The organism is Mucilaginibacter rubeus (assembly GCF_014643835.1).
GTDB classification, from domain to species: Bacteria; Bacteroidota; Bacteroidia; order Sphingobacteriales; family Sphingobacteriaceae; genus Mucilaginibacter; species Mucilaginibacter rubeus.
Genome location: NZ_BMKD01000001.1, coordinates 1179571 through 1201900 on the forward strand (window position 1 = coordinate 1179571; position 22330 = coordinate 1201900).

At 37.8% G+C, this 22330-nt stretch carries 17 protein-coding genes; 5 read left to right on the forward strand and 12 right to left on the reverse strand.

Annotated features, from left to right (window positions below; all coding sequences use genetic code 11):
- The first annotated feature begins 346 nt into the window (after positions 1 to 346).
- Positions 347 to 580, forward strand: coding sequence for a helix-turn-helix domain-containing protein (locus tag IEX80_RS04830; protein WP_188832112.1), 234 nt, complete (start codon positions 347 to 349; stop codon positions 578 to 580).
- Positions 581 to 584: 4 nt separating this feature from the next.
- Here the strand turns inward: IEX80_RS04830 and IEX80_RS04835 are convergent, their stop codons facing one another.
- From IEX80_RS04835 to IEX80_RS04865, 7 genes are all read right to left on the reverse strand, one after another.
- Positions 585 to 1136 (reverse strand): hypothetical protein, encoded by a 552-nt coding sequence (locus IEX80_RS04835; RefSeq protein ID WP_188832113.1) that lies wholly within the window; start codon positions 1134 to 1136, stop codon positions 585 to 587.
- A 123-nt stretch (positions 1137 to 1259) separates the two neighbouring features.
- Positions 1260 to 3056, reverse strand: coding sequence for a response regulator transcription factor (locus IEX80_RS04840; RefSeq protein ID WP_188832114.1), 1797 nt, complete (start codon positions 3054 to 3056; stop codon positions 1260 to 1262).
- Positions 3053 to 3688 carry a hypothetical protein gene (locus IEX80_RS04845; protein ID WP_188832115.1) on the reverse strand — a complete coding sequence of 212 codons (636 nt, stop codon included), beginning with the start codon at positions 3686 to 3688 and terminating at the stop codon, positions 3053 to 3055. Before IEX80_RS04845 ends, IEX80_RS04840 begins: the two co-directional genes overlap by 4 nt.
- Positions 3685 to 5790 carry a reverse transcriptase domain-containing protein gene (locus IEX80_RS04850; protein ID WP_188832116.1) on the reverse strand — a complete coding sequence of 702 codons (2106 nt, stop codon included), beginning with the start codon at positions 5788 to 5790 and terminating at the stop codon, positions 3685 to 3687. The genes IEX80_RS04845 and IEX80_RS04850 overlap by 4 nt, the downstream gene beginning before the upstream one ends.
- A gap of 373 nt (positions 5791 to 6163) precedes the next feature.
- Positions 6164 to 7201 carry a PD-(D/E)XK nuclease domain-containing protein gene (locus IEX80_RS04855; RefSeq protein ID WP_188832117.1) on the reverse strand — a complete coding sequence of 346 codons (1038 nt, stop codon included), beginning with the start codon at positions 7199 to 7201 and terminating at the stop codon, positions 6164 to 6166.
- Entirely contained in the window at positions 7189 to 9189 is a 2001-nt protein-coding gene (locus IEX80_RS04860; RefSeq protein WP_188832118.1) for a Piwi domain-containing protein, read from the reverse strand. Before IEX80_RS04860 ends, IEX80_RS04855 begins: the two co-directional genes overlap by 13 nt.
- A 413-nt stretch (positions 9190 to 9602) precedes the next feature.
- Positions 9603 to 10475, reverse strand: a complete 873-nt coding sequence (locus IEX80_RS04865) for a hypothetical protein (RefSeq protein WP_188832119.1) — start codon at positions 10473 to 10475, stop codon at positions 9603 to 9605.
- A 552-nt stretch (positions 10476 to 11027) separates the two neighbouring features.
- Here IEX80_RS04865 and IEX80_RS04870 point away from each other — a divergent pair.
- The gene (locus IEX80_RS04870; RefSeq protein WP_188832120.1) at positions 11028 to 11819 is read left to right on the forward strand and encodes an HNH endonuclease; all 792 of its coding nucleotides are present in this window, start codon (positions 11028 to 11030) and stop codon (positions 11817 to 11819) included.
- Between the two features lie 54 nt (positions 11820 to 11873).
- Here IEX80_RS04870 and IEX80_RS04875 read toward each other — a convergent pair whose 3' ends face one another.
- Both IEX80_RS04875 and IEX80_RS04880 read right to left on the reverse strand, forming a co-directional pair.
- Positions 11874 to 12770: a hypothetical protein gene (locus IEX80_RS04875; RefSeq protein ID WP_229701513.1), complete on the reverse strand. Its 897-nt coding sequence runs from the start codon at positions 12768 to 12770 to the stop codon at positions 11874 to 11876.
- A gap of 237 nt (positions 12771 to 13007) precedes the next feature.
- Positions 13008 to 13748 (reverse strand): hypothetical protein, encoded by a 741-nt coding sequence (locus IEX80_RS04880; protein WP_188832122.1) that lies wholly within the window; start codon positions 13746 to 13748, stop codon positions 13008 to 13010.
- Between the two features lie 385 nt (positions 13749 to 14133).
- Between IEX80_RS04880 and IEX80_RS04885 the strand changes: the two genes are divergently transcribed.
- Complete coding sequence (locus IEX80_RS04885) at positions 14134 to 15813, forward strand: hypothetical protein (protein WP_188832123.1); 1680 nt, start codon at positions 14134 to 14136, stop codon at positions 15811 to 15813.
- Between the two features lie 4 nt (positions 15814 to 15817).
- On the forward strand, positions 15818 to 16612 hold the full coding sequence (locus IEX80_RS04890) for a gasdermin (RefSeq protein WP_188832124.1): 795 nt from the start codon (positions 15818 to 15820) through the stop codon (positions 16610 to 16612).
- A 128-nt stretch (positions 16613 to 16740) separates the two neighbouring features.
- Here the strand turns inward: IEX80_RS04890 and IEX80_RS04895 are convergent, their stop codons facing one another.
- The 3 genes from IEX80_RS04895 to IEX80_RS04905 form a co-directional block, all read right to left on the reverse strand.
- Positions 16741 to 17310 (reverse strand): hypothetical protein, encoded by a 570-nt coding sequence (locus IEX80_RS04895; protein ID WP_188832125.1) that lies wholly within the window; start codon positions 17308 to 17310, stop codon positions 16741 to 16743.
- Positions 17311 to 17410: 100 nt separating this feature from the next.
- Positions 17411 to 18949: an LA2681 family HEPN domain-containing protein gene (locus IEX80_RS04900; RefSeq protein WP_188832126.1), complete on the reverse strand. Its 1539-nt coding sequence runs from the start codon at positions 18947 to 18949 to the stop codon at positions 17411 to 17413.
- A 15-nt stretch (positions 18950 to 18964) separates the two neighbouring features.
- On the reverse strand, positions 18965 to 19651 hold the full coding sequence (locus tag IEX80_RS04905) for an AbiU2 domain-containing protein (protein WP_188832127.1): 687 nt from the start codon (positions 19649 to 19651) through the stop codon (positions 18965 to 18967).
- A 596-nt stretch (positions 19652 to 20247) separates the two neighbouring features.
- Here IEX80_RS04905 and IEX80_RS04910 point away from each other — a divergent pair.
- A complete protein-coding gene (locus tag IEX80_RS04910; protein WP_188832128.1) occupies positions 20248 to 22329 on the forward strand; it encodes an outer membrane beta-barrel family protein in 2082 nt (693 codons plus the stop codon).
- The last annotated feature ends 1 nt before the right edge of the window (position 22330 follow it).

Here is a 22330-nt window from a genome sequence, read left to right on the forward strand (position 1 = left end):
CATTCTCCGCTTTTTTGATGGTTACAAAATTCGTAAGATGAGCCGGCCAGAAAAAAATAAGGCATGGAACTCAGCTTACCGCCTTAGTGGCCCTGAGAAGCCTTGACACGAGTAAGTGAGCCCATACCTATGGCATGAGCATATCACTTATCGTCTTGCGTCAATGAAATTTCTCAGGTTTCTAAGACAAGACATTAAGCGAATGCTTCTAATTTCTTGAAGTAAACGCGAAAGTATTTATAAAATGATCTTGTTACAAATCTTAAATCCAAGATACGAATAAAAACGGAATAACATAGCTATAGCTATGTTATTTTTATGATTTTTTGCTATTTTTTCGTATCTAATGAAAGATATTTCGGAATTAGATAAGTATGTGATTGAGAAAGTGAAGATTCTACGTCAAGAACAGAATATTTCACAACAAAAATTGTCGCAACTAATCGGATTTTCTGAAGGCTTTATTGGAAATATTGAAAATCCGAGACTTCACGAAAAATACAACATAAAGCACCTAAATTTACTAGCTAAAGCTTTAAATTGTTCACCCAAAGATTTCTTTCCCGATCAACCTCTATAAAGGTTTAATGGGGTATTCTCTCATATTCGTAGGCATTGGCTGGATCAGCGGAAATAGCGTCAGTGTAGTACTCATTTGTTAGCTTTTTAAAGATGCCAAATTGATTTCGCCGTTCAATAATTTGTTTAACGGTAAACTTCCAATTTTGATCATTTGAATATTGATAGCACAACTCACTACAAATTTGTGCGAGTAAGACTTTTATCTTAAAATCTCGCATCTTTAAACTTAATGCTTTATCAGCCAGATTCTTTGCTTTCAATAAATCCTGCATAACATGTGATTCTCCAGGATATGGATAAAATAAGATACTATTGAACACAGAATATAGGAAAGCCCGATGAAATAATGCTGTTGTATCAGATAGATTTGATTTCAATTTGAATTCCAGACTATCGGTATAGGCAATATATCTTTTAGAATCAGGTTTGAGAAAGCTGCCATCATTCAATCTTAGTTGTCCATTTGCTATAATTATAGGAAGTTGGGCTTTGAGATGATCAATTACAAGAACTAACAAAACTGCAGTAATAAGAGATATTTTGAACGATTTCATAAGCGGCTATTTATAAAATCTAAAATAAATATTGTCTCGATTAATAGGAAATCTTAAATTATAACTTGTGGTTATATATAATCGAACTGCTTTTCGAAAAAAAGTATAAGCGAGCTTAAGCCGCTATGACAAAAATCCGTGCAATAAATTAATCAAGAACAAAACATCTGATAATTCAATCTGCCTCTTCGCCGTATTAACATCCCCGGTATCATGAGCCGCGAGATTACTTCGCAAATAATTTAGTTCAATTAGTTTCTTAATTCTATCATTGTCTAGATTAAATCTAAACTTTAATACGGCAACCGTCTTAAATAAGTTTGTTATTTTATTCAACCTTGTACTTTGAAAAACAACGTCTATAATATTTGTTTCAGTATTATTCTGGAAATCAAAATACCCCCGCTTTAATTCAAATTCAGCCCACAATTCCTCTCCGGATGAGCGAATGACATTTATAATATTCGAATCCTTAGTTTCAACCCCGCCCGAGGCTATAAAATAAAAAGTACAAAGTTTCTCAAGTAACTTGTAAGCATTTAGAAATGCCTCCGACAGAAATATGCTTTTAGAGCCTTCCGTAAGCGCAAATATCTTGTCAGGAATTCCACCCTTGCCTACGATTCTGTCGCGGAATTCTTTTTTATCAGCATTCGTCTCGGTACTAAACAATGATGTAGCTTTGATTTGTCGTATCGTATTATATAGAGAAGCAAGAAAACTCTTAGCAACAGCATCTTTTACATGAGCTGAGAATTCTTGGAATAAAGCGTAACTATCATTTCTAGTTAGAACCTGTTCAGGAGATTCTTTCAATATGTATCGATTTACCCCTAATTCAGCTGCCCTAGTAACATTTTCTGCCCTTTTGGAGGCAGTAAAAATTATGATTTGAACACCTTCATTTATCCTTTTAATCTCTTTAATTAATTCAAACCCGCTCAGTTCGCTTCCTTCTTTTTTATCAAAGTCGTCATCGCACAAACGGAGATCTATAATGAAAACATTAAAACCATTTTCAATAAGTTCAGCGATTTTTTCTTTAAGCCTTTTAAGTAAGTCGACTTTCTGCTCTCCTTTAGGAAATTCTGCGCAATAGTCGAATCTGCCGGCATTCGTGTACTCTTTAAAAATAAATTTGGAAAATAGATTTCCCCAGCCTTTTCTTTGTTCATCGTCAATGTAATAGACTTTCGCAGAATCTTCGGGACTAAATGGAATGAGTAATGGCATTTTCTTTTTTTCCATTTTAAATGACTGCCTTTGTTCTCGAACAGTAGATTTCCCCTCTAGATATTTAAAATAAAGAGTCTCTGTGGTTTGAATAAGGCCCCAAATTTCGTCGCGATCTACTTCCGAAAGATTTTTTGCCATATCTGTCCAACGCAAAATTGACCACTCATTCGTAATCGAATGATGGGTTTGATAATTGGCTGGCGGGGCTACTCTAATTTTCTCGATGAAATCAACATAGCTACCAAGCGAATGTATTTTTCGCTCTGCCATCAGTTTAATAAAGTTATCATACGCCTGACTTGTGTCTTTTATGAGATAAACACCCTCTGTAAAAAGGATATCTGCCAAGTCGGTTGTACGACCAAGGAAATGATATGACTCCTCTCCGACAAATACTATAGGCGTGGCAGATTTTCCTTCCAAACTTTTACTAAGCCGAATATGATAAGCCAATCGCAAGCCCAGATATTCTAAATAATTTTCAGACAGCGCAATTTTTATAAAAATCACATCCGATTTTAATATTTTATTTCGTAGGTCGCCTCTATCAAGTTCCGCAGTTATATAATGATCAATATCAAAAATATTTGCACCCGGATTAAATACGAATTGTTCGCCCGTCTCAAAATTAATTCCGTCCAGCAATATGCTTTTTTGGCTATGTATAAGTAGTTTATTGATCATATTGATTCCGAAATTAAAGTATTCAACTTAACATAAAACTCTTCGATTTGGTCTTCATTAACAGGGCTAAAGTCTGGTTTATTCAACCATTCTAATTTAAATGAAGTAATCAATTGCTGTTTGATCTGATTGTTAATTTTGAGATCCCATATTACTCTAATGCTATGGCGCTGCTTCAAATAATTTATATCATTACGTAGGCGAAGAAGTAATGTCAAACGCCACCTCGTTCCGAATTGAAGCAGCAACAAATTAATACTCCCAGTATTCCGAACATCCTCAATGAACAGTGTTAGATTAGAATAAAAATCTTTCGAATTTATTTGTAAATATTTAAATGCCGTATCGTTATAAACACTGGCTGTAATTCCTCCAGAGAAGAATACTAATGGCTTAGAAATTGAACTACAATAATCTGTGAGCAATTCAATTTGCTTTCGATCGAAGGCAGAGCGATGGGCTAAAATACATTGGTAATCTGTTAAAGACTCAAATTTGCCTTCAGAAAATAGACTATCGATTTTCTGAAAATCAACACCTGAGATCAGGGTCAATTCGTGCAAATCGGAAATGTTTCCGGTAAAGAATCTTTGCATTCGATCCGTTCTGTCCTCTATTAACGCAATTCTCATTTATAAAAAGTAAAAAGATAAGTAAAGCCAACGGCATATTGAATAGGCTCGACTGAAGCAGTGTTAGGATCTGACGCTAAAAAATTTAGTCGATAACTTCCTTCAGCAAATTCCGTCTCTATCGACCAATCGCATAGGTTGTTCAGCCTTTTTTTTATTGTACCGAAATCACCTTTTGTAAGCAGAAATTTTTCACTGGCTATCGAGACACCGCGAAGTCTTGAACCATAATTGATGATTGCTAACTGATAATATGATGGATCATCAATCAGACGATAACCAACCAATTTCTCATTACCTGGATATTTAGCAATGTTTCCAAAAACCAAATCCAAGGCTTTATGCAGGTAATCTACGTCAGTATAAAAGTTTTTATCGTTTAGATTAGTGAATTCCATTATTTCGAAACTCTGCAAATGCTTAAAATGATAATCGTATATCAATTCTTCGAGTACTGGGCCATCATTTCTTATCTCGATTTCATTTTTGAAGATGTCTATTACTTGTTTAAACTTCTGGATTGTCTGTGTTCCCCCTCGCTGTGAAGTAACTCTGAATTGCGCATGTTCTGGCAAAACCATATTCTCCGGCATCATCTCTGGCGTTCTTTCCATTGCTTCTTTCAGTTCTGGAGAACTCCACCCAAACCTGACCCGACGCATGCCCCATTTTATTCCTACACGCTTGTTAAAAAGAAAGGATAATATCTTTGCTCTTAATTGCGGATTAAGCTCGTTCAATGAGCTGCTAACAACGTTAAATTCTTTTTTTGCCTTTCTAATAAAATCCGGATAATTCTTAAATATTTTATCATCTAATCCTGCTTCCCAACTATGCGTAGCAAATTTCAGTGCAGATTCATTAATTGAAAACATCTTAAGAATTTTCACTACCTCGAGCGGGGTGTGTAATACCGGCAGGCCGTCTATAACAGGCACTGCGACACAATTCGGTTCAGCAGTATTCTGATTTTGCAATTCTTCCTTTACAATGTCTGTCAGAATTTCAAATCTTTGATTAAGTTTAAAAAAAGTTGGGTCATCTTTTCCTTTGACCATCTTTAAGAAGTCCAATTTCCCTCTGATTACTTTTGCCATGACTGGATTTGTTGCACCCAAGTAACCTTTATCGGCCGAATATGCCGATTCAAAAAATACACTTGCTTTTTTATAACCGTAATTCTCCCAGTAATAAAGCCATTTACGCAAATCTTTGATATATCTACGCTGGACGTTAAGTTTACTGTTTACAACTAAACCTGTTACTTCCTGCCGATATCCCCGCTTCTGTAACCTCGTTTTTGAATATTTAATATAAAAGCCATGATCAGTTATCTGCCTTTCCAACTCATTGATAAATTCACCTTCTTTTTGATAAACGAAATGAGAAGAACTGAACGTAATATCGTCAGCATATCGACTGTAGGTCAACCCAAAGCGCAAAGCTACCCTGCCTAAATAATAATCAAGCTGCTGGCAAATGATATTAGTTAAAACTGGAGATGTTGGAGCTCCTTGAGGCAATACGTTACGCACTTCTTTCAGCCATGCCCCATCTTCTCCTTTTCGCTCTACAATCATGCTTTGACAGCATAAGCCAGCAATTAAATTAGCCAGTTCGTGCCTACCTACACTACCATTTAATTGGAATGGTTTTACTTTTAGGCGCGCCCAGATACGAGCCTGATCAACCCCTGTAAAAAAGTCCTTGAGATCAATATTATAAACGTAAGCTTTTCCAATGTGTAAGTGGGCATTATCGGCGATAGAACGACCTGGAACAAATCCGAAAGCATGTTCATCGACATCATAAAGCGCTTGCAAGATTATATTCAAACAACGCTGAATCACCTTTAATCCCTTATTAGGTGCATGAATAATTCGGCTCCCACCTGATTTTTTTTTTATAGAAAATTTAATATATCGTCGGTTGTTATTCGCGGGGTTTGAATGGTAATTTAGACTTTTCAACACAATCGGGTGAAACTTCTCACCATACAGAATATTTTTCACGTAGTTCAACAAAGTCAAAAAATCTTTTTTTGACTGCATTTTTCTAAATGATTTCCTAATATATTCTACTTGGGGTTTTTGAAGCTCCATGCTTGGTTAAAAATGCACTTCGAAGCTCACCATCTTTTTCTTTGTGTATGCAACACCGAATCACCCGTATAATGGTATGGCTGGAAAGCATATAATTTATAAACTATCAGGTAAATAAGTGTAACCTGTATAAAATTACAGTGTTCACTTTCAGTTATCGGAAAAGCTATGCCTTACAGATAACTGCCTGCCGATTTTTCGACCATAGCCGAACAGCAGACATATTTCAAAATTTTGATGAGCTTCAAAGAACATATGCGAATAATCAGCCAACTTTACAGTAGCTGCACAAATCTAATCAATAAAGTTATAATTGTCCTCTAACGCTAAGAAAAACCTGCAATACACCAGAGCATGCGAGTCTATTATCTAATCAGGATTTCACAATGACCTCAACGTCAAAAGTATGCTCATTTTTATTTCGAATTCCATTCAAGTCGTGAAAATTTGCGATATCCCTCGTCTTTTTATAAGGATCCCAAACGAAGCAAAATAACTTTTTTAGCCATTTACACTCATGGTACGACTCGAAATCCACCTTTAATTGCTCAATGAAGTGAGTTTCATTACTGTCAGCTGACTTGATCATTTTTACTTCGATAAGAATGTCTTCCTGCCTCAATATCAAATCTATTTTAGTTGATTTGCCCCCAACCTTTGGTATCGGGTCTTCATCCCGTAAAAGGGGAAAAACACATTTCAAAATGACATATAATATGTCTTGAACGTCATATTCGTCCACGATTGCATATGCAGGATGACCTTTTCGTCTTTCCTTGACAACTTTTTGTACGGCGTTACTAAAATTATTCAATATATCCCTAACCATCTCTTCAGCCTGCTTATTTAGATATTTCACCTTCAATAATACAGATTCAAGATCTTCAAACAATATCTGCAATTGAAAATCTGGTTCTACCTTTGACAAATAAAGTATAGCATTATCTAAGTCCTGCTCATGACAAACAGAGATATTTAGTATATATCTTATTACAGTTGAAATCGGATCCGAAGTGCGACTGTTTACCTCTTGAACCAATAGCGCTGTATAATCCGGTGCGAGCTTAGCAATAAAATATTTTTGTTTCAGCTCGCTTTGCGCAAACTTCTGGTCCATCACAGATTTTAGTCCTATATTATCAGCTAGATATAGTCCCAGAAATTTATAAATATTGGATGTCGCATCCATACCTTTTATTTTGGGTTTACTGACAATGCTTTGAATCACCTTACTTTCAATATTTTCCTGCTTATAACCTTTCAACGCAACTTCCTCGTCCGGCGTTAGCTCAAAATTATTATGAAAGAGTTTTTGAGGCGAAGCGATCGCCAAATAAGCCGCCAATTCAATATTTCGATTTTGGGATAGCCGACGTAGGTTTTCGAGAATATATTGTCTTAAATAAACCATAATTTATCGCTTACTGCCTTTAGTCTATCAAAATCCCAACCATCCACTTTCTTTAATTCTTCAGTCATTTTCGCCATCAAAGATGGATACATAATTGTTACTGTTCGCTTCGACGGCATATAACTGCGATGCGATAAATGTGAAAACCAAAAAACTTGCTTCGCAATGTAAAACAAGCTTGTAAAATCTGATCTCTTGTCTATGTCAATCTTTAAGGGTAAATCACTCTTAGGAACAAAATGTAATAACGCAGAATGACGACTCAATTGAATATATGTACCTTGTCTGATGTCAGATATTCCGTCATTGGAGTACACGCGATAATTATGACCATATCCTAAATGGACAAGGGCAAACTCAAAGTTGTATGCAACCAAGCGATTCTTTAAATTTTCGATTGCTTTTATTTCATATTCTTCACTGGCGGATTTGAACAAATGAAAGATTAAACGAAACTTTCCAGTTTTACTCATTTCTTCAAGTAGAGGGGAAAGTGTCTTAAATAAATGATTCTCTAGACTTACAGGATAGGTAGCGAATGTGGACAACGGTGAACAATCTCCGGTCATATATCGTCCGTCGTTGTGAAAAACTTGGGCGATCCCTAACACAAATTCCCCGCTATCAGAAACCGTAGAGCCTATGCCTATCACAAGCTCATCCCTTAATCGGTCTTCTTTTTCAATCGTCCAGGCTGTACCTCCTAATTTTGCGTAGGTATTCAAAGCGATATTCGTCATTGTGAAATTACTCAAATTTTGACGGATCGTTTCAATTTGAATATCCTGAGTAGGAATACCGTTACCAATCAGCTTTGCTTTGCATACAAAATATGGTGAAAATTGAGGCTGGAGTTTTTCTTGTGCTTCGTTTACAATGACATATACGAGTTGACATTCTAATAAATCATCTTCATAAAGTCTTTCTTTGTAGCTATCTAAATCTGTTCCGGAAATAGTTTTGAAAACGAATGAAAGGGAATTAAAATGAAAAGTTTCCTTCAATTTGTTTTCGATCTTTCTAACGAACCCTTCAGTTTCACCTTGATAGGCTGCCGGACAAATTACACCTATTTTCATTGCCTTATGCTGATAAAGTTCTAATGAATAAGGTTGGTAAGCTTGAACCATTTTATCATAATAAATTAATCCTTCAGTATTTTTACGATTGCTGTAAAAATATCTTTGAGGTTTTCCGATAACTTCGGACTTGATAATGTCAGTATCAAATGGTAAGTATTTTCGGCTAATTGATTTGACTCTTAAACCAAATGGCATAACAATATTATCCCGATTTTTATGCAACCATTCCTGAAAGCCAATTATGATTTGAAAAACTTTGCTGTTTTTGTTTTCTTGAATAACTGCTTTTTCGTATATTTCTCTAACGCCACGAGAATCTAGAAATCGCTTAATAGATGAGAGATTTGCAAAAATAACATCTTCGTTGCCCTTTAGTCCAGTTGTATCTATTCCCGCAATCGCAAATTCATCTCGTGACCATGTGAAGGTATTTTTAAGCGCTGCCGACAGATTAAATCCAAAAAAAAGACGATCTTCTTTAAAAAAGAAAGTAGTTGAAAAGTGAACAACCCGGTTTAAAGATAACCCTCGGATATTATCGTTTAAAAGATCCTTTTTGGCGATAATTTCCCAAACATTAGCGTGCTTGTTCCTGAATATTCGATAACTACCGCTTTTAGCAATGAGTTCAATTAGGGCAGTTTCAAATATTTTAGCCAGTAGTTTCGGTTTGTCTTCAATATTAGCACTCGTTAAACTGGCGCTAGCAGGCAACACAGCTTGATCATTTTTTGGCCACATATGTATAAGGCCCTGATCTCGATAGAACCACCAGTCACGATACTGCTCTTTTAAATTTTTAAAAGCTTCTTTTGTCGCAAACAAAGAGTAAGGAAGGGTTGGGAAATCGATAGGGCCAGTTGCTGGTATATCGAGGTGAAAAAAATTCAGAAACAGACCACTCATGAAATTAAAAAGATAGGGTTTAGCCCAGTTATAAAAATATGAATTTAATATTATTCGATTAAAAGAAAAATATTTCCTCTCAATTATGTGATAATGTTATCAATCGATTATTTGTCCATAAAACGATGAGTTTAAGTACCACAGTTTTTGAAGAAAAGAAATCTATACTTTGACAAGTAATGATTAGACAAATCTATTCAATACACTGTTAATCAAATAGTATCTACATTAAGCCCCAGCAACCAAAGGCAAAAACTCTCTAACGTAAATTATTGATTGTCTCCACTAAACACGGCGACCATGGCTTTTGCCATGGCCGCCGAAAATGCAATATATCCCAACCGGTAACACATGAAATAAAATACATGGGAATAAAACCCGGTTGGTAGATTTACTAACCGGGTTCGCCCCTCTTACCAGTTTTGCTTTTTGACAAATGTTTTTATCTCCTTCAGGCTGATCTTATGACAGCCTACCCTAATAAAATCCTTATTAATCTCTTCAACTCGGTATTTGTCCATAAGTGTCATGTTGCATTCAGTACATCCACCATTATTGATTGCCTCGATAACAAAGCCATAAAAACGCTTGGCAATGGCTTCAGGAATTTCAACGCGTTGTGAAGTCTGTACTCGTTTGCTCTTCGAGTCAAAGCGAAGATAATCGAAGCCGATGCGTGTTTTGACATAAGTGGTTTTGAAGGCCCGCCAATCCTTTAGTTGTGCCTGATGAATTTTAAAATCCCGCTTGTATCTCTTTTCTTCTTCCACCTTCCTGAAGGCAGCTTCTTTCTGAACAATCGCCGAATACTGATCTAAATTCTGAATAGCACCCGCCTCGATCAGATTTTCAGGAACCGCCAACCCATAAAATTCTGCATATTTTTCTGCGTCACTAAACACGCCTCTGATCTGCGAAACATATTTTTCCGGCTTTCTTGCTGTCTGAAGATTACCGGCAATCACCTTTATCTCTTCATACCACTTTTCGAAAACTTGTTCATGATCCATTCCCGCCACAGGCACCCGTAGTTGCGTCAAATGGTTGGAGGCGCTTAAAACGATATTCACTTGCCCATTAGTAGTATTACTATTTTTTTCACGGGTAATAATAACCGCATGCTGTCCCCTATCGTTTTGCGTATGATAACCGATCAGAAAATGTGAGCCATACGACCAGATGCGGTCGTTTTCAAAGTAAAAGTTCCCTGAAGCTGTACGTGCATCGCTCTGAGAGCGGTTTGCCCAAAGGTGGGCAACGGTGTGTTTGTCAACTACTCTTTTCATCCTGTTCTGCCTTAAGTGTTTAGAAATCATTTCGGCAAAAGCCTCAATTGGCCTTTGATAGAGGCAGAATATTTGCGCGTGGGGCGGGTGAACAATGCTGACTTAAAAAATACTACCCGCACGAAGTAAGGCGTGGAGATTTTTTAAAGGTCACTTGCATGGCATTGAGAGCCGAAGAGGTATAATTTCGCCTCAGGCAAAGGTCAAATGAAAGACTCAGTTAAACACAAATGCCATTGAAAAGAAAACTCCAGTAATTGTTCGGCAGGTATATAAATTGAACTGCATCCCGGTTTTAGTACCGGGCGCAGCACCCGGAGGGCATCGGTTTAATTTTGTACCTAGCTTCGAATCTTCAGACATTTTGAAAAGTCAGGTATACCAATAACCTGTAATATTGCCAGAATATCAGTAGTATCTGTTAGTGGGCTTGATGAGAAAACATCAGGTCTTACGAATTAAATAGTTAACAATAATTGATATCGTAAAAAGTGCATTAGAAAACAGCCTGACTCATTTAAATTTGCGGCCACTAAATAAATGCTATATTCTATGGAATGTATTTTTTGCACGAAAACTAATACCGCTAAATCAATAGAACATATCGTATCTGAATCGTTAGGAAATACTACCTACTTAATGGATAGAGGAGCTGTTTGTGATGATTGCAATAAAAAGTTTTCGAACTCGGAACGTGAAGCGTTAAGCAGCACTATATTTTTAATGGAACGAGCAAGAATGGGAGTTCCCAGCAAGAAAGGAGCGCCGGCAAGTGGGCAGCTGGGTGGTTTCGGTATACAAGGGAGCCAAAATTTGGTAAAGAATCTCATTTTCCTAACCGGATTAAAAGAAGAAGACCTGGTGGATTGGGACGCAGACAAAAAGACTTTCACCCTCAAATTACCCACTTTTGAAAAAAATGAAGTTGCCGTATCCAAAACACTTCTAAAAATAGGCTTAGAAGCATTATATACCTCACAGCGAAAATTGTATAAAAAACATGATTTTACAGAGCTGAGGCAATTCTTGGATAATACCAATCGAATAGACTGGCCCTTTATTGTTTCGGATGATGAAGTCGGTTCTTTTGAAAGTATACCGATTAATTATCAAAAACATCAACTTAGCAAATTCAGGTGTAAACTCTTGTATCAGGAAACTAACGATAAGGTTTTATTATTCAAGTTTAGCTATGGGGCTGTAGCAATGGTCATTAACCTTTTAAATAGGGATCTATTATGGATGGAACAATACCAAACCAATAAATATGATACAATCTACCCTATCCACTTCCGCACAAAATTAGAAAGATTGCTTAGAAGACAAACAAGGGCCACTGATTAAAAAATTAGTAAAACGTGTAAATCAAATTCCAGCAATGAAGAACCCTATCTCTTTTTATTTCGAAAAACTGTTAAAAATTTCGGGCGCAAGCTCATCCCATTCCTTCTTGATCAACGATTTACCCTTTAGTTTCAGAAATTGTAAAAGCTGGTCTAATAACATAACAAGTTCGCCAACGCAGTTTTGATAAATAACGATATCATATTCAATATGGTGAAGTAACAGGTCATGCGCTTTTGGGCTGAAATGTTGGTATTGACTTAAATATTTAAAAAGCGCTTCCAGGTTGTCGTGCATCTTGATCCCACGGGCTTTTATAAACCTGAGTTTTGCAGCTTCGGAAATAAAGCCATTACTATCTCCCTGATCAAGCAGATCAATAAAATATTGATTGCTACTTTCTCGTAACTCATTATTTTTTTTCCAATTCCCATTTACATCAACAATGTCTGGGTTAGACTTCTTAAATTGTTTTTCAATATTACCAGTATTGGGCTTGACCGAGCCATCCAGGCTTTCAACATATCGATTAAATTTCTGACTGGCTTTTATGCCTTTAATCGAACTCATGATAAACTCTTTATGAAAAATGGTGAGTTCGTTATTCAGCGCGATCTGATTGGGATCTGCCAATGCGACTGTGCCGAAGAGATAATAAGAATTAATGATATCATCAATTATGCCCCTATAAATGAGATTTATACTGGTTTTAAACCTGTAGTCGTCAAACAGCATTGGAAGCAGTAAATTGGCAGATTCAAGATTGAACCTCATTTTCGCCAGCAGTTGAAGAAAGGCGTCACAATGTTTTAACTGTTTTTCACCATTGCTTGCCAGTAGATATCTAATTAAAAAATTAAGGACCCGATCTTGTCCAAGCTTAAGGTTTTGAAGCCGCTGGTAAAGGCGATTGTTTAATTCATCATCAAAGTGTACGTTGTTATAACTCATAAAATTTAAATTATTTCACTTGAGACTTGGTGAGGCGCGAGTTTGTCGATGTCCATTAATATACCTTACCAATTGTATTAAAATAGTATTGACCACTGCCTTTAGTCATCTACAACACTAATAAATGCCCTTTAGTAAAATATAACCCGTTCCTACTTACGCAGGCCGGAAAATTGTTAAAATCAGCCTGCCCCAAACGAAATCTTGTGTCATTGATACTATATAACTTCTTCGGCGCTACGATTCATTGTCATCAGGAACAAGAAATATGGACAAATCCCGAACTGGCGGACAACACTCCCCTTTTTTATCGATAGCAGCCACAATATTATTTCCCAACAACCTGCAAACTTGTTTAATGTCCGTTATCATATCATGAAGCCTTAAGTTAACAGAAGTGATTTTCCTGCTTTTCTTTGAACCCGTGATTTTGTAAGATCGAAACCAAAGTTTTTTTTCATTAAACATTTCCTTATCAGACATTCCGCTGCCACTTTTTTTGAAACCACCAACTCCAAAACTAGACTGCCATCTATAGTAATCACCTTCATAAGAAAGCTGAAGGAATGGTTCAGCCTGATGGCCAAACTCTTGCAATCTTTCTTCGAAATGTTCAGAGGTATTTCTTAATCCGATAATATCTTCATGAAGTTTGTCGAGATTATCATAATTAAACTTTTCAAACACTTTTTGGGGGTTCTTTACTTTACCATCAGCGATTCCCAAGGACAATTTAACACAGCGGATAACTTGAGCATATTCAATTACAAAATCATCGATCGCCTTAAACAGCTTGTAGTCCTGGCTAAAATTAATTGTATCTGCTGTAAGCTCTGAAGCAAGCGATTCTACCTTACTATAACTTTCAATGGCGTCGATCAACTTGGCACGTAAAAACTCTGCAGTTAAGTCAAATAAATCTCCTTCATTGACTGGCAACGAAGTAAATGGGGCTCTATTTAACTCTGATATATCCATTTCAATTCTTTAAACAAACTTACGGGGATCAAATTCTTTGAAGTGATCCTATTGAGCGAATGTTAAAAGTAAAAAAAACACCCGAATAATCACCGATAGCGTAGACCTATAATTGCAGGCAAATACATACGGTTAAAGGATAGCGTATATCAGCAGGAGCGTACAACTGTCCATCAGGTATCGTTACTTTCTAAATTATTTGCAACAAATTGATAATTCAAGTACTTTAGATCAGTGGCAGCCGGATGTTGCATTATCCGGTTAGACTGCTGGACAAGTATCGGATCTCCGGAAGGGGATGTTGAATACTGCTTATTCGATCAAGCGATCGGAAAGATCACGGGGGGTATCTTTGTTGAGACCCCCTCGTTTTTTAACCTAACTTATGCATATTATATTTCAATTCCCGATTACTGATTTACGGCTGATTAAAGATGAGGGGCTGCGCCTAGTTCGGCCATTTTGGACTTCGCCGGATATTGACAGAACCAGGCCCTTTATCAGACAATTCGGGAGACTTAGAGACCGTAAAAACGGAGGCGTCACCGGGTGGCCTGCGGAAGAACATTACTGCGATGCCAGATTATCGATTAAGTACAAGGATATACATAAAAGCGGATACGTTATAGATGAAGGAGAAAAGGCCATCATATATAAAACTTATCGCAGATTGTATTCTGATGGAAAATTCATGAATAAAATTGAACTCGGCTTTTTCGATGACATTGAAGAAAGACTTAAACTCAAGAGGCCGGGAATGCTAATAAAGTTAATCGACGTTCTTAAACATTACAGCAACCTTCCTATTCAAATTGACGGCGACACAGTTCAATTGGCGGGATCCGGCCCGAGGCTCCGTGATAAATTCACTCAGGCTACCACCTATAAAAGCAAATACACAAAAACGATTAACAAACTCGTTGTAGACGGGCAGCTAAATATCACAGTTGTATTAACGTCAAACGATAATATAGAGCTCCCTGAAGATGCACGTTTAATAAACGAGTATCGGGTATCACAAAAAAAGATTTGTCTTTATGGATGGAAAATGGAGCTACCGCAACGAAGTGTAAAAGTCTGGCTGATCAAAGTTTTTAAAGATACGGACAAGCTTCCTAAAGAAAATCCTGTAAAAACCGTCGTTAGAAACCTGCGTATCAACCTGGCGAGAATCCATGCTGAAAGGGAGACGCTGAGAATTTTACTCTCCAATATTATGAACGGAACGCTTCCGTTGGAAGCAGGCAGTAACGAGGCAAAACTGGTTAAAACTTATGTAAAAAAGATTACTGCCAAGCTTTTTGCAAAAAAGAGAAATAAACTGGACCAAGAAGACATATTGCGTTTTGCGCTCGCAAGTGAAGAACTCGTGTTGCCGGGAAGCCTGGAATCATTGAACGAAACGGCGATCTCGTTCAACGATAAATACACAAAAAATGCCATTAAAAAAATGGCCGATGAATTAGAGAATAGTAAGGTGTCAACGATCTTATATCTCACCTCGAGCCCTAAAGATAAACAGCTTCTTGACATTCAGCGCGAAATTGGAATGATAAAGGATAAACATATAAGTGGCCTGCATCGCGATAGGTATAAAATTGAATTTGAACCGAGTGTAAAGAAAACAGATTTACTCTCGTTGCTTAACAGATATAAGCCAACGATCTTGCACATATCATTACATGCCTCAAAAGTCGACGGCCTGTATTTTGAAGGTCCGGATCACCAACCGGCTCCATTGTCGGTTAAACAATTCGAAGATGTCATAAAAATCTATAATAAAAATCGCTCATTAACGGCAATTATTTTAAGCGCCTGCAACTCAATTAATCACGCAAAGGCCGCCCTGCCATTTTGTTCTTATGCAATGGGCACAAATGCAGCTATTCCGGACGAGGCAAGCCCATTATATGCAGAAGGATTTTATAATATATTATTCAGCTCTGCACCCCCTGTTTATACTTTCTGTCACGAATCGGCAATATTGAGAATCCAGCAAGCTGATTTGGAGTCGCCTGATGACAGACCCATCGATCAAATGTTTGAACTTTTAACTAATCCATAAGCAAATGTCCATCGCACTGAAAAATATTTTTGCGGAACACGGCTACAATCTTGTTTCTTTGCCAAAGAGCGATATCAAGCCCCTGTTACTTTTATATAAAGTAGGCAGCGACGTGTCCTCCGCCCAAAGCCAGGTAACTACGCTTTTTCCTGCTGATGAAATACCAGCGCCAGCCATTAAAAAAAATATAGATGTTATGCCAATCGTGGGTAAAGCTGAGGTCGCCTTCGATGCAAAAGCCGGTTTAAATTTCCTGGAAGGCTTATTGTCTAATTTTAAAAAGGGAAAGGCCGCGGCGAAAATTAAAATCAGCGACGAGGATGTGCTGACGTTTTCGTTTCAAGATATAAAAGAAGACTCAATAGACTTGTTAGCCCTTGACAGATTTATTAGCGGCACAGCTCCTGACATCTCACGGTTTACTGCCTTTGGGGAAAAATTAAAAAAAAGCGAACTATTTATTATCAATGCGGTATTAAAAAGTACTTCCTTCACTATAAAAATCACTGACAAAAGTGGTCAGGACGTCGATGTGGAGGCTCAAATAAAAGGTATGGCAGAAGCTAATGTAAAAATGTCCAGAGCTAAAAACAATTCAATTACCCTTAGCCATAAAGATGAGCAGCTGCCTTTAATATTTGCATTCAGAGCACAACGAATTAAATATGACCAGCCCGCATTTTGGAGTACAAAAAAAGCCAAATTCAGGATTATAGATCAGCCCGATGTCGTTTTAAGGGATACCGGAAATATCGTTACTGAACCACTCTTGTTAGGTTTATATACTACGGAGCTTTAACTCTGTAGTATATAATAATTAAAGATTGACTGATGAGGTCGGCGAAATCTGTATTGTTTTAACTTACGAGAATTGCGTTTGGTAACTTAAATTTAGAAAACACATTTAGCGGTAATAACATGTGATTATCATAACAGGCCTCCGGCGTCACGAGACGACCTAAAGCGTTGGTGTAATTGCTCGATTTCGTTGACAATTGGTTCCAGTTCATACTCCATGTCAAGCGAGCAAAAAACACCTTCATCCACGTAGTATGCCCTGAAAAACTTGGGAGGAACCTGTTCATCTCGCTTACGATAACCGATGTGTTGTGGAACAATTACCCCTGCTATCAACTGGGAAAGGAAAATGTCGAGATTTTCATCAAAATGCTCGACAAAGTTTCTGACTTTTCGATCTTTAAGTGGGTTGTCGTCTGTAATACAAAAGGAATCTCGCAATTTTGCTGCGCGATTTTGATGTATCCTCTTTTTCGAGGCTGGCCAAAAATATCTCGAAAGGATTCCGGCGCAGCTGATAATATTTTGCACAAAATCAAGCATTTGATCTGGATCCACTCCATTTCCCGAAAAAAGCTGATCAAGACAGCTTTGTAATTGTCCAACATTCTGCCGCGCTGTTCTTGTAACCGACAACAGGCTTTCAATATAGAAAACCTCGTGGGGCGGCCATATAGCTAACTCGTTTTCAATCTCCATCTCTTTAACAATACTTATACTTTACATTTTACTTAATTGACCCTGGTGAAAAGGCCGGTCCAATCGCCTGACTTCTTCGGTCTTTGTATTGAACTTTGAATCAGGTGCGCATATATGCAGGAATTGTTGCGCTGCCTATAGGTAATGATCGCGTTTTATCGAATTCTTTCACACTCTCCTCGTGAGAGATCGCGATAGCGGAATACATGATCGCAGCCCTCGTGAGTTTTAGCAATTTCATCGTTTTTTGTTCAAAAGCAGAACGCGAGATCGAGTACGAAATATCCGGTTCCTTAAACCCATCGGAGAATTCGGGCGTGTCAGATACAACCTTAAATCCCTTATGCTCAATATAGTTTCGTATGGCAGCGATCTCCTTCGCGTCCGGTTCAAGTACAGTATCGAAATCGCTATCTTTCTCATAAAGGTCTTTGCTTAACCAGAAAAGCCCGCGGAGCGCCCAGTTCTTACTTTCTTCGAACGGAGCTTGGAGCCGTTTCTTATTGATATACCACAAACTTCTAAAACTGACCTTGTTCAATTCGATATTTAATCCCATGTAGTCATTAAGGAGATATGCTATCTTGTCCAGGATTGAATAGCTCAGGCGAAATGCGATTTTCAATTGTTCAACGTAATAAGAATAACGAACCATTTCCATAGTTTCAACCAGGGGGGTATCAAGATCTGAAAAGTGGATTAGCCCTTTAGAAGCGGAAGTATAATAACTATATCTTGCTGTAGCATATTCTTGTTTGATCTGGTTAAAAAGATTAAGACATACCGGCGGGCGATTAGCCGGCAATGTAACTGTCGGCAAATTAAGGCAGTCGTGACATGCTATCCTATGAGGCCCGAGATCGTTCAAAGGGTTAATGAATAGCGTATTGGACAAACACCATAAACGATATTTATTCAGCTCCTCATCGTCGCCCATATCGTAGTTATCCAATTCCGGATAATCACGCATATATTCGTCCGGAAAGTTACTACTGATATAGATCCTCAATGAATCATGCATGCTTTGAAAGCCCGATGCCGCGTCCGGATGAAGGCTCTTTTTATTTTTCAAAGCCTGTATAAAGTGATGGTAGGCATAAACCAGAAAAAGATTAGAGTGGACCTGGTCGTATAGCGCCCGCCCGTAATAAAACAGTCCATTGGCCATATTGCCAATGGACATGGCAAAATCAGGCGTGGCACGTAAAGCCTGTTGAAAATACTCCTGGGCCTCCACAAATCTCCCCATAAAGGAAAAGCTGTTTCCCAGATTTGTATATATCTGACTCTGCCGCCAGCCTTCGACTCGGGAAAAACCGGAAGAAGCGATAGCTTTTCTCAAATAAAATATCTCCTTCGTCAGCTCTTCCATTTGGAACAGCCAACTATCCTGTGATTCATGGTATTTGATCTTACGGTAATAACTCCACCCATTTGCAAGATCATAAAATAAAAGAGTCTGTAATTCGGGGGCAAGAGCTTTCATGTTAATTTGTTTGGAAAGATTGAATGCGTATTCCAGACCATCTAACCTTTTTTGGTCAAATGAAAGATCTAACAGAGACCCGATAATATCTATCTGTTGCCTCTGCGATTTACCCTCTATTGTGATCGTCGTTAAGTCTTCTTTTAATTCCATAAGATACCTGATAAATTATTTTCTTTCGCTGGGAGGCAATTCATGATGTAAATTGCATTTCCTACCCTCTTCGTAAAGAGGGGCCAAAAACCGGCGCCGATCCTCGTTCAATACAGACATGATCTTCTTTAAACTTAAAACAGGTGAACCGACCGGCTCATCGATCAGAAAAGAGGAATAACTCGTAATCATATAAATGTCTTTCAATATATTTTGCACCAATACGATTATCCTCTTTAAATCGGTTAAACTGATACCTTCTGCTTTATCTTTAGTATGGTTTCTGTCTTTGTGCGCTATCTCTTTATTTCGGCGAGTTGAAATACGTTTTACTGTAGCACTTAATTTACCCAGCTCCCCCTCCCACAATACTATTTTATTTTCAGGAATAACTCCCGCGAATTTACCTTCAGAACCCAATTTTTTCAAAAACCTGGCAATACTAAAATCCTCTTTAGGCGTAAGCAATATATTGAGTTTCAATAAAACACGTTCCGCATATACAGATGTGGTAAATCTCCAGAAATAGTCTCTTTTACTTAAATATACATCTACGTCCGGATCGGGCAGGAGTAAATACTCCAGGATTTTGAGACACTCCTGCGCGTCCAAAAGGATTTCACTGATTCTCGATGCTTCATCCCTCAAACCGAGTGGGCTGTTCTCATCACCCTTATCAACTGACTTATCGAATTTCTCCATAAATTATTAATTTAATATTTAGAATTACCCAACAAAAATGCAATCGTACTGCGCACCCTATCTGCGCAGTGTTCTGTTAGTTTCTATATCATTTTGTGGCTTGTTATTGAGTAATGTCCTGGCGACCCCAAATTCAGGACGAGCCGTTGAAGTCACGAAATTAAAAAAAAAACGAGCGTCAATAATATATCATCAATTATTATGGCACTTTTATAGCTATTCATCTTCAAAACATGTGTATATTTTATATATTTCGATCGAATATCTACTTAAATGAACAAAACATTCATTATATTATTTGTTTGCTTTATTTCCTTTCAATCACTCGGACAAAAAAACAATTACAAGTTAAGATAGCTGACCAGGCCAATAATATCATACCTTTTGCCAGGGTAACCATTTCGTCTCAAGGATCGCAACATAAACTCCACATAGTCAGGACTGCCAACGAAATTGGTGAATTATCTCTTTCTATAGACACTTTAACAGGAAATTATCTTGTCGAAGTCACGCATGTATCATATGATACTTTAAAACGAAGTATTAACCTTCAGAATGCACCGAATCCTTTACTATTAAGCCTAAGAGCTAAACTCATGAGCCTTAAAGGAGTAACTGTAAGTGCCCCAAAAGATCTGATCTACAGGGAGCGGGACAAAGTAATTATGAACATTGAAGATAACCCCAATACCGTAGGGCAAAATATTTTCAACATACTGCAACTGGCACCGGGTGTCTCAGTTTTTAATTCAAGTATATCCATCAATGGTATTTCCGGGGCGAGGGTACATATCAACGGAAAACCACCACAACTAAGCGGTGCAGCTTTAACTACATATTTAAATACTTTGCGGTCAAATGATATCAAATCAATTGAGATCATCGCCCATCCGTCGGCAGAATACGACGCTGAAGGCGTAGGCGGTATAATTAATGTAGTTTTAAAAAGCCCGGCCTTTCTAGGTTGGTCGGGAAGCATTGGGTACGATCAATCTTTGGGGCTCGGAAAATACCCCACCTACAACCCTTATTTTTCGATGAACTTCAAAAAAGACAAATTGCAGCTATCTGCCCAGTATAGCTATTCCAACCAGAAAGACTATCTTGAAATGGCGGAAAAACGAGTCCAGGCAGGTGGTGGCAATCAATCTACCAACACCGACAGAGTGGGTAAATACCTGGCTAACAATATCAGTCTCTCTGCGATATATGACATCAACAGAGATCAGAGTCTCGGGGTAACGCTCAATGGTAATTACACCAATTCTAAAGAACTGATGCAGAGTAATACTTTAATAAACTATCCGACTGAAACCGATAATGTTCGGTCAATCGGTTTGTTTCCCAACAGTTCCGATATATCGTATCGCAACGTTGGTATAAACTATGACTGGAAAACAGATACACTAAATTCTAAATTTTCATTCGCTGCCGATTACACCAATAATAGAAACAACGCGCTAAGTGAAACCAATAATAGGACATTCAACTTTCAAAATCAGTTGATCGGAGATACGGTATATAACCTTGTATTTCCGGCTTTATCCAAAATCTTTACGGTTGAGGCGAAATACAATAAAATCTATAAATCCGGACAGGAACTGACTATCGGTGGTAAGTTTGCGGCTACATCAATTAATACTGATAAAACCTATAATGTTTTCTCGAACAACTCTTTTCAACAGGACGATGCCAATTCGTTCAATTATCATTATAAAGAGGACATAAGCGCTGCATACATACAAACGGCGGGCAAATTGATCGCACTTGATTATAAAGTCGGCCTTCGGTTAGAGAACAGCTACGTCCAGGGGACATTAAACAGGCAAGATCAGGATACGGTAAATACCCAGAAGTATCTGAATTTATTTCCATACCTGTACATCGGAAAAAGTTTGGATAAAAAGGGCAACCATACCCTATCTTTATCTTATAACAGAAGGTTGACCAGGCCATCTTATGCGGCTTTAAACCCATTCACTTATTTTATCGATAATTACACGGTCATTTCGGGCAACCCTTACTTAAAACCATCTTATGGAGATGCGATTGAACTCGGGTATACTTTACATAAGAAGTATTTTGTCAGCCTCAGCTATAATTCGATAAAAGACCAGATCAACCAGGTGCTGGTCACTGATGACAATACCAATATTGTGACGATGATCAGGAGAAACATAGGCACGACAGACAAATTCACAGGTAATTTCTCTGTACCGGTTACGATTACCAAATGGTGGACAACCAATAACTCCCTGCTGCTACAGCATGTTCATGTCGAAGCTCCCGAATTCGATATAGAGAAAAACACTTTTACATTTCAATCCAATCATCAATTCAAGGTAAGCAAAACAACCTCACTGAACTTTTCCGGTTTTTACACGCCCCGAACTATTTACGGTAACACGGTAACGGATCAATACTCCAACGTCACCGTTGGCCTAAGGCAGCGATTTTTTAAGAGAAAATTAATCGCCGGGGCGAGCATCTACGATTTATTCTACCAGAACAACCCTCACTCAGAAAGCTACTACAACAATGATGTGATCAAAAGGTATCAGAAATTTCAAACCCGGTTATTAACGTTCTCACTGGTATATAACTTCAAAATCGGCAAATCATTTGAAGCGAAGGAAAACGACAGAAGCAATGAAAATGAAAAGGACAGACTACAATAAT